General features: G+C 65.0%; 8 protein-coding genes. 1 reads left to right on the forward strand and 7 read right to left on the reverse strand.

The genetic code is table 11. The features are described from left to right. Positions 1–127: 127 nt before the first annotated feature. Positions 128–1,372, forward strand: coding sequence for an arsenite efflux MFS transporter ArsK (gene arsK, locus EOA22_RS20205; RefSeq protein WP_127390167.1), 1,245 nt, complete (start codon positions 128–130; stop codon positions 1,370–1,372). Positions 1,373–1,382: 10 nt separating this feature from the next. Here arsK and EOA22_RS20210 read toward each other — a convergent pair whose 3' ends face one another. From EOA22_RS20210 to EOA22_RS20240, 7 genes are all read right to left on the reverse strand, one after another. Next, positions 1,383–2,111 carry an amino acid ABC transporter ATP-binding protein gene (locus EOA22_RS20210; RefSeq protein WP_024501778.1) on the reverse strand — a complete coding sequence of 243 codons (729 nt, stop codon included), beginning with the start codon at positions 2,109–2,111 and terminating at the stop codon, positions 1,383–1,385. Between the two features lie 56 nt (positions 2,112–2,167). Next, positions 2,168–2,842, reverse strand: coding sequence for an amino acid ABC transporter permease (locus EOA22_RS20215; protein ID WP_063168655.1), 675 nt, complete (start codon positions 2,840–2,842; stop codon positions 2,168–2,170). Next, positions 2,839–3,510: an amino acid ABC transporter permease gene (locus EOA22_RS20220; protein WP_013530557.1), complete on the reverse strand. Its 672-nt coding sequence runs from the start codon at positions 3,508–3,510 to the stop codon at positions 2,839–2,841. The genes EOA22_RS20215 and EOA22_RS20220 overlap by 4 nt, the downstream gene beginning before the upstream one ends. 105 nt (positions 3,511–3,615) lie before the next feature. After that, positions 3,616–4,422 (reverse strand): ABC transporter substrate-binding protein, encoded by an 807-nt coding sequence (locus EOA22_RS20225; RefSeq protein WP_013530558.1) that lies wholly within the window; start codon positions 4,420–4,422, stop codon positions 3,616–3,618. A 110-nt stretch (positions 4,423–4,532) separates the two neighbouring features. Then, the gene (locus EOA22_RS20230) at positions 4,533–5,696 is read right to left on the reverse strand and encodes a saccharopine dehydrogenase family protein (protein ID WP_063168654.1); all 1,164 of its coding nucleotides are present in this window, start codon (positions 5,694–5,696) and stop codon (positions 4,533–4,535) included. Next, positions 5,693–6,193: an Lrp/AsnC family transcriptional regulator gene (locus EOA22_RS20235; RefSeq protein WP_024501775.1), complete on the reverse strand. Its 501-nt coding sequence runs from the start codon at positions 6,191–6,193 to the stop codon at positions 5,693–5,695. Before EOA22_RS20235 ends, EOA22_RS20230 begins: the two co-directional genes overlap by 4 nt. A gap of 131 nt (positions 6,194–6,324) precedes the next feature. Continuing rightward, on the reverse strand, positions 6,325–6,935 hold a 611-nt coding region (locus EOA22_RS20240), incomplete at its 5' end, for a LysR substrate-binding domain-containing protein (protein WP_127390168.1).

The raw sequence follows: 6,935 nt of genomic DNA on the forward strand, positions 1-6,935 counted from the left end.
GCCGGCCTTCCTCCCGCCGCTGTCGATGCCTGCTGCGTCAGGGATGCGGACGCCAAGGCAACCGGCGCATCGGGTTGCGGCTGCGCAACCGATGCCGAGCCGAGAAGAGCCGTATCGGCCGGCATCGATGCCTGACCGGTCCGTCCTGCGCAAGGCGATCTGGGCGCTTGGGCTGACCCAGATCATCGGCTACGGCACGCTCTATTACAGCTTCTCGATGCTGGCGCCGGCAATGGCACGCGAGTTCGGGCTCACGGAAGGCTGGGTATTCGCAGCCCTGTCGGCCTCGCTGTTTGCCGGCAGCCTGTTCGCGCCGACTGCCGGGCGGTGGGCCGACCGCTTCGGCGCCGGCCGCCTCATGACCGTCGGCTCGGTCGCGGCGGCTGTGGCGCTGGCGCTGTGCGCCGTCGCACCCGGCCGCGTGAGCTTCGTTCTGGGATTGCTGGCGATGGAACTGGCCTCCAGCTTCGTCCTCTACAGCGCTGCCTTCGTGTTGATCGTGCAGGTCGGGGTTCCCCGGCCGCAACGCAGCATCACCCATCTGACGCTGATCGCCGGGTTTGCCTCTACCCTGTTCTGGCCGCTGACCTCGGCGCTGCATGCGCATCTCACATGGCGCGAGGTCTACCTTTTGTTCGCCGCTCTCAATCTCGGCCTATGCCTGCCGATCCACGCCTGGCTGATGCGCCTGTCGCGTCGCCACGCAACGGTCACGCCGCATGAGCGCGGCTCCGCCCCCGATGAAGCGGGAATGCCGCTCGATGCGCGGCGCGGCCGGGCCGCATTCCTGCTGATGCTGGCGGGGTTCGCCACCGAAGGCTTCGTGCTGTCGGCGATCCTCATCCACATGGTGCCGCTGACGGCGGCCCTTGGGCTCGGCACCGCAGGCCTCTTCGTCTCGACCCTGTTCGGGCCGGCGCAGGTCGCCAGCCGGTTGATCAACATGCTGTTTGGCGGGCGGCTGCAGCAGACGCACCTTGCCGTCATTGCCGCGTCACTGCTCACGGCCGGGCTGTGTGCGCTGTTGCTGACCACGCCATGGCTGCCCGGCGCCTTCGTGTTCGTGTTCCTGTTCGGCCTCGGCTCCGGCCTCACCAGCATCGTCGGCGGCACCTTGCCGCTCGAACTCTTCGGCCGCGAAGGCTATGGCGCGCGGCTGGGATGGGCGAGCGCTGCCCGTCAGTTCACCTCGGCCTTTGCGCCGTTCGCGCTCGCCTTCATGATGGCGCGGACATCCGTCGCCAATTCGCTGTGGGTGCTGGTGGTCGTCGCCGCGAGCGGCGTGATCGCCTTCCTCGCCATCGCGCTGCTCAGGCGGCGCGGCGCCCCGGCAGCGTTTGCGATTGGCGGCAGCGCGGAAGAGGCGACCTGACCGCCCGCCTTTAGTGCCGCAGAATCTTGCTCAGGAAAGCGCGGCTGCGGTCGGTCTTGGGGTGTGAGAAGAACTCGTCGGGCGTGCCGCTTTCGACGATGGCGCCAGCGTCCATGAACACCACGCGCTGGGCGACCTTGCGGGCAAAGCCCATCTCGTGCGTCACCACCATCATGGTCATGCCTTCCTCGGCGACCGCGACCATGACGTCGAGCACTTCGGAAATCATCTCGGGATCGAGCGCCGAGGTCGGCTCGTCGAACAGCATGATTTTGGGCCGCATGCCGAGGCAACGCGCGATCGCCACGCGCTGCTGCTGGCCGCCGGAGAGCTGTGCTGGATAGGCATTGACCTTGTCGGCGAGGCCTACCTTGGCCAGCAATTCGCGGCCGGCCTTTTCGGCTTCGGCACGCGGGATCTTGCGGACATGGATGGGGGCGAGCGTGACGTTTTCGAGTGCCGTCTTATGCGGGTAGAGGTTGAACGACTGGAAGACGAAGCCGATCTCGGTGCGCAGCTGGGTCATGTTGGTGGCGGGGTCGCCCAGGCGCTGGCCGTCGACGACGAGATCGCCGTCCTTGATCGCCTCCAGGCCGTTGACGCAGCGGATCAGAGTGCTTTTGCCCGAGCCGCTCGGGCCGCAGACGACGACCACTTCGCGCGGTTCGACGCTGAGCGTGATGTCCTTGAGCACGTTGAGCGAGCCGAACCATTTGTTGACGCCGCGAAAGTCGATCATGCCGGTTTTGGCAAGGCCCGTTTTGGTCATGTTTTCTGGACCTTTGGGGTTGGAAGTCACAACTGCACCTCGGCATGCGCCGCGCCCATGCGCTGCTCCAGCCGGCGGGCCAGCATGATCAGCGGATAGCAGACGATGAAATAGCCGACGCCGACGAGGAAGAACACCAGCAGGCCGTTGGGCACACGCTGCACCACCAGCCAGCCGACGCGGGTGAGGTCGGTCAATCCGATGGCCGAGACGACAGAAGAATCCTTGATCAGCAGCACATACTGCCCGACCAATGGCGGCAGCACGATGCGCATCGCCTGCGGCAGCACCACCTGGCGCATGCGCTGCCAGCGCGACAGGCCGGACGCCAGTGCCGCCTCGACCTGGCCTGTCGGCACCGAGCGGATGCCGGCGACGACGATCTCGCAGATGAAGCAGGCAGCCAGATTGGTCAGCGCGATGATGCCGGCGGTGAAGGCATCGAGTTCGATGCCGAACTCAGGCAGGATGAAGAAGATCAGGAAGATCTGCACCAGGAACGGCGTGCCGCGGATCAGGTCGACCCAGGCCCCGATCAAACCCGAGATCAGACGGTTGCCGCCGGTCCGCAGGATGCCGAGGGCGAAGCCGAGCAGCGTGCCGAGCACCAGGCTGATCAGCGACAGCAACACGGTCATGCCGAGGCCGCGCAGGGCCAGTGGATAGGAGCCGGCGAGGCTTTGCAGTTGTTGCCAGATCATGTCCGCGCCCCCGCTGTGCCGAGCCAGCGGCTGGAGAGCCCAGCCAGTCCTTTCAGGCCGTAATAGAGCAGCAGATAGAAGGCGGCGATGGTGAGGAAGCCTTCCGCCGGCATGAAGCGGTCGGAGGCGAGCAATTGACCGGCGCGTGTCAGTTCCGAAACCGAGATCAGCGACAAAAGGGCGGAATCCTTGACCAGCACGATCGCCTGGCCGAGCAGCGGCGGGATCGTCACCTTGAAGGCTTGCGGCAGGACGACAAGGCGCATGCGCTGGACATAGGTCATGCCCGAAGCGACGCTGGCCTCGACCTGGCCGCGCGGGATCGACAGGATGCCGGCGCGAATGATTTCAGCGATATAGGCGCCGCTGTTCAGCGACAACGCGAGGATGCCGACGACGAGTTCCGGCAGAACGAAGCCGAGCCGGGGCAGGCCGAAATAAAGAAAATAGAGCTGCGCCAGCAAGGGCGTGGCACGCACCGCATCGATATAGGCCTTGGCCGGGGCGCGAAACAGCCAGCCGCGCTGCAGATTCATGGCGCACAGCACGATGCCGACGATGAGCGCGCCGACAAAGGACAGCGCCGACAGCCAAACGGTCGTGACCAGGCCCTGTCCGAACAACGGCAGGTATTCGACGATGGTGCGGAAACTGAAATTTTCGAGCATCGTTGGGTGAAATCCCCAGAGCGCAGGCAACGACAGATGAAACGAAATTCCGGGCGGCTTCGCGGCGTTTAAGATGCGCGCGAAACCGCCTGGATTTATCGCTGCTTAGTGATCCTTCTTCCAGGCGTCGGAATTGACCCAGTAGTCGAGGTTCTTCTGCAGGCGGCCGTCGATAGTGACCTGGTTGAGGAACAGGTTCATCCAGATCAACAGGTCCGGCTCATCATAGCGGGTGGCGAAGGCAAGCGGCTCCTTCGACAGAAGGTCCGGCATGATGGTGAAGGTGCCGGCCGGATAGGCGGTCGACTGGCCCTTGACCGCCGAGACGTCGTTGACGCCGCAGTCGGCCTGGCCGTTGTTGACGGCGTCGAGCAGCAGCGGACCGCCACCCTTGTAGCTCTTGATGTCGGCATCGGGGAAGGCGTTCTTGGCTTCCTTCTCGCCGGTGGCGCCGAGCAGCACGGCGATCTTGGTGCCCTTGGCCTTGCAGTCCTCGGTGGTCTTGAACTTGCTGTCGGCCTTGGTGAAGACGGTGCTGCCCGTGTACATGTAGGGCGTGGTGAACGCGACCTTCATGCCGCGCGCCAGCGTCGGTGTCATGTCGGCGACCAGCAGGTCGGCCTTGCCCGACAGCAGCGCCGGGATCAAACCATCCCAGTCGAAGTCGAGGAAGGTGATTTTCACACCCATTTCCTTGGCCATCAGTTCGGCCAGTTCGACCGAACTGCCGGTGCGTTCGCCATTGGCGCCGACCAGCGAGAAGGGCGGTCCCTGGGTCTGCACGGCGACGCGCAATTCGCCGCGCTTGGTGATGTCGTCGAGCGTACCCGCACTGGCCGCAGCGGTGAGCCCGGCGAGCGCAAGCCCGGCGATGAAAAGTCTTCCGGCGATGAAAAGTCTGGCAATCTTCATTTCGGTATTCCTCCCTGTTGTCGTTAATGTCTGCCCGCGGTTCTCCTTGGGCTCCTTTTTGAGCGGCAGCGCCGTTGCCGGCGGCAGCCACCGTTCGAAAATCTTTCGCCTCAGTCCCGTGCCACCGTCTCGGAAACCGTGATGCCACGCCTGGCCAATTCATCGAAGAACCTGATGTCGGGCACATCCAGCAGCGGGTTCAAAAAGCCGGGTCTGGTGATCTCGCCCCTCGCCAGCATCTGCGCCACGATGCTGGCGGGATAGCCGACGCCGAGGCTCATGCCGAACAGGCCGGAAACGAGATCGCGTTCGATGATCAGGTCCGACGTCACCGTCTTGGCGCGGCCTCCTTCGAGGCCGGAAAAGACATTGCGCATCACGCAAAGATCCTTTTCGCCGGGGCCGTATTGCAATTGCGGGCCGAGCAGCCGGCCAAGGAATTCGCGCGGGCTGTTGGAGGTGCCGGGCACCTTGTCCTCAGAGAGGAAACCGAGTTCCTTCAACGGCGCCCAGAAGGCCGACCATCCCGGCCAGCGCAGTGTGTAGCGGCCGGAGCGGCGCAGCCCTTTTGCGGCGTCCAGCATCTCGACATAGTGGAGCGCGTCGCCATTGGGGAAGGCTTCGAGCCTGCCGAGACCGGCAACCTCGATTTCATGGATGAACGGATTGTCGTGCTGCTGGCCGGCAGGCACCGCGACACGGTTCCCGTCCTCAATCATCACGCTGTCGCGGTTCTGGCTGACCAGGACCATGTCGAAATTCCAGCTCACCTTGTAGCACAGCGGCTTGGCCATCGCCTGCGGCTCGGGGATGCCGCCGCAATAGGAATCGATCGAAGAAATCGAGTCGAACTGCCTGGCGGCGCGCGCGTAGAGCACGAGGTCGATGCCGGGGTCGAGCCCGCATTCGGTCATGATCGAGACACCGGCCTGTTCGGCGGCCGGCGCCAGGTCGGCGATCGACTTGGCGTAATTGGTGGTGACCAGCGGCGTGCGCGTGGCAATCGCGGCCTTTACCGCCTCGCGCATCAGCGGCTGCGGCAACAGGTCGATGACGGCGTCGACATCATCAAGCACAGTGGCCAGGGCCTGGCCGATCGCGCCCTCAGGCACCACGAAGCGCACGCGGGCAAGATCGGTCAGGCCGGCAAGCCGGGCAGGGCCGTCCGGCGCGGTGTCGACGCAGACAATTTCCTCGACGCCGTCGCTGGCGACGAGGTCGGCGATTGCCGCCCGGCCTTGCAGGCCGAGGCCGCCGAGAACCGCGATCTTCATGCCGGCTCCTTGCGGTCGTCCGACCAGCAGCCTTCCGGCAGGCTGACCCATTTGTTGCAGGACGCCATGACGACGAAGGTCTCGCTGCGCACCACTTCGCCCGGCTCGCCGGCGCCGGGGATCAGTTCGCTGGTGACGCGGTAGAGATCGGCGACGTCACCGGCCACCGTCACGTCGACGATGATGTCGAAGCGTCCGGTGACCACCGAGGCCGAATTGACGAAAGGCAGTTCGGCAATGCGCTGCGCCAGTTCGCGGGCCCGGCCGCGCCCTTGGGCATTGATGCCGACAATGGCGGAGATCAGCTCGGGGCGCTCGGTCAGGTTCAGCAGCCCGACGATCTTGAGTAGGTTGCGGTCGAGCAGGTTGCGCAGCCGCGAGCGCACCGTCGGCACCGAAATCGCCAATATCTCGGCGATCCGGTTGATGCCCGGCTGGGCGTCCTGCGACAGCTGTTTGACCAGCCGCCGATCGGTCAGATCGAGATGTTCCCGCAAAGTCCCCGTCTTTCACAAAAGGAAAAAAGTTTGGCGATTTTTTTGCCAATGTGCAAACAAGCTACGTCACGAACATTTGAAAAGCAAGGCAATGATTCAGCGCTGATGGGGATAGGTGCTCGCTGTCCGGCTCACGCCAGCGCTGTCGCGAGCAATTTTGCCTGCGGTGTCAACTCGTCGAAGCGGCGGGCGCAGAGGTTGAGCTGGCGCGTTGCCCAGTCATCGGTCAGCCGCAGTGTGCGTAGCGTCCGCGCCGAGCGGCGGGCGGCACTTTCCGGCACGATGGCGATGCCGGCACCTTGCGCGACCAGCCGGCAGACATTGTCGAGGCCGGGAACGTGGATGCGGATATGCAGATGGCCGCCAAGGCGGGCCGCCTGGCGGGCGATGTGCTCCTGCAGCGCATGGCCGGTGCTGAGGCCGACGAAAGATTCGCCGAGAAGCTCAGTGAGGTTGACGGTGCGGCCTTCAAGGCCGGGCCGGTTTCGCGCGGCGATCACCACCAGCCGGTCGATGAAGAACGGTTTCTGCTCGAGGTGCGCAAGGCCGGCCCAGGTGGCGGCGATGCCGAGATCGGCCGCACCACTGGCCACGGCTTGCGCGATCTCATGGCTGGGGCGCTCGTCGAGCTCGATGTCGATGCCGGGATGCGCGACAAGGAAGGCGGGCAGGATCTCGCGCAGCAACTCGGCTGTGGCGGCGGGGTTGGCCATCAGCCGGAAGCGGGCGCGCAGGCCGGGGG

The organism is Mesorhizobium sp. M7A.F.Ca.US.014.04.1.1 (genome assembly GCF_003998745.1).
Lineage (GTDB): Bacteria > Pseudomonadota > Alphaproteobacteria > Rhizobiales > Rhizobiaceae > Mesorhizobium > Mesorhizobium ciceri.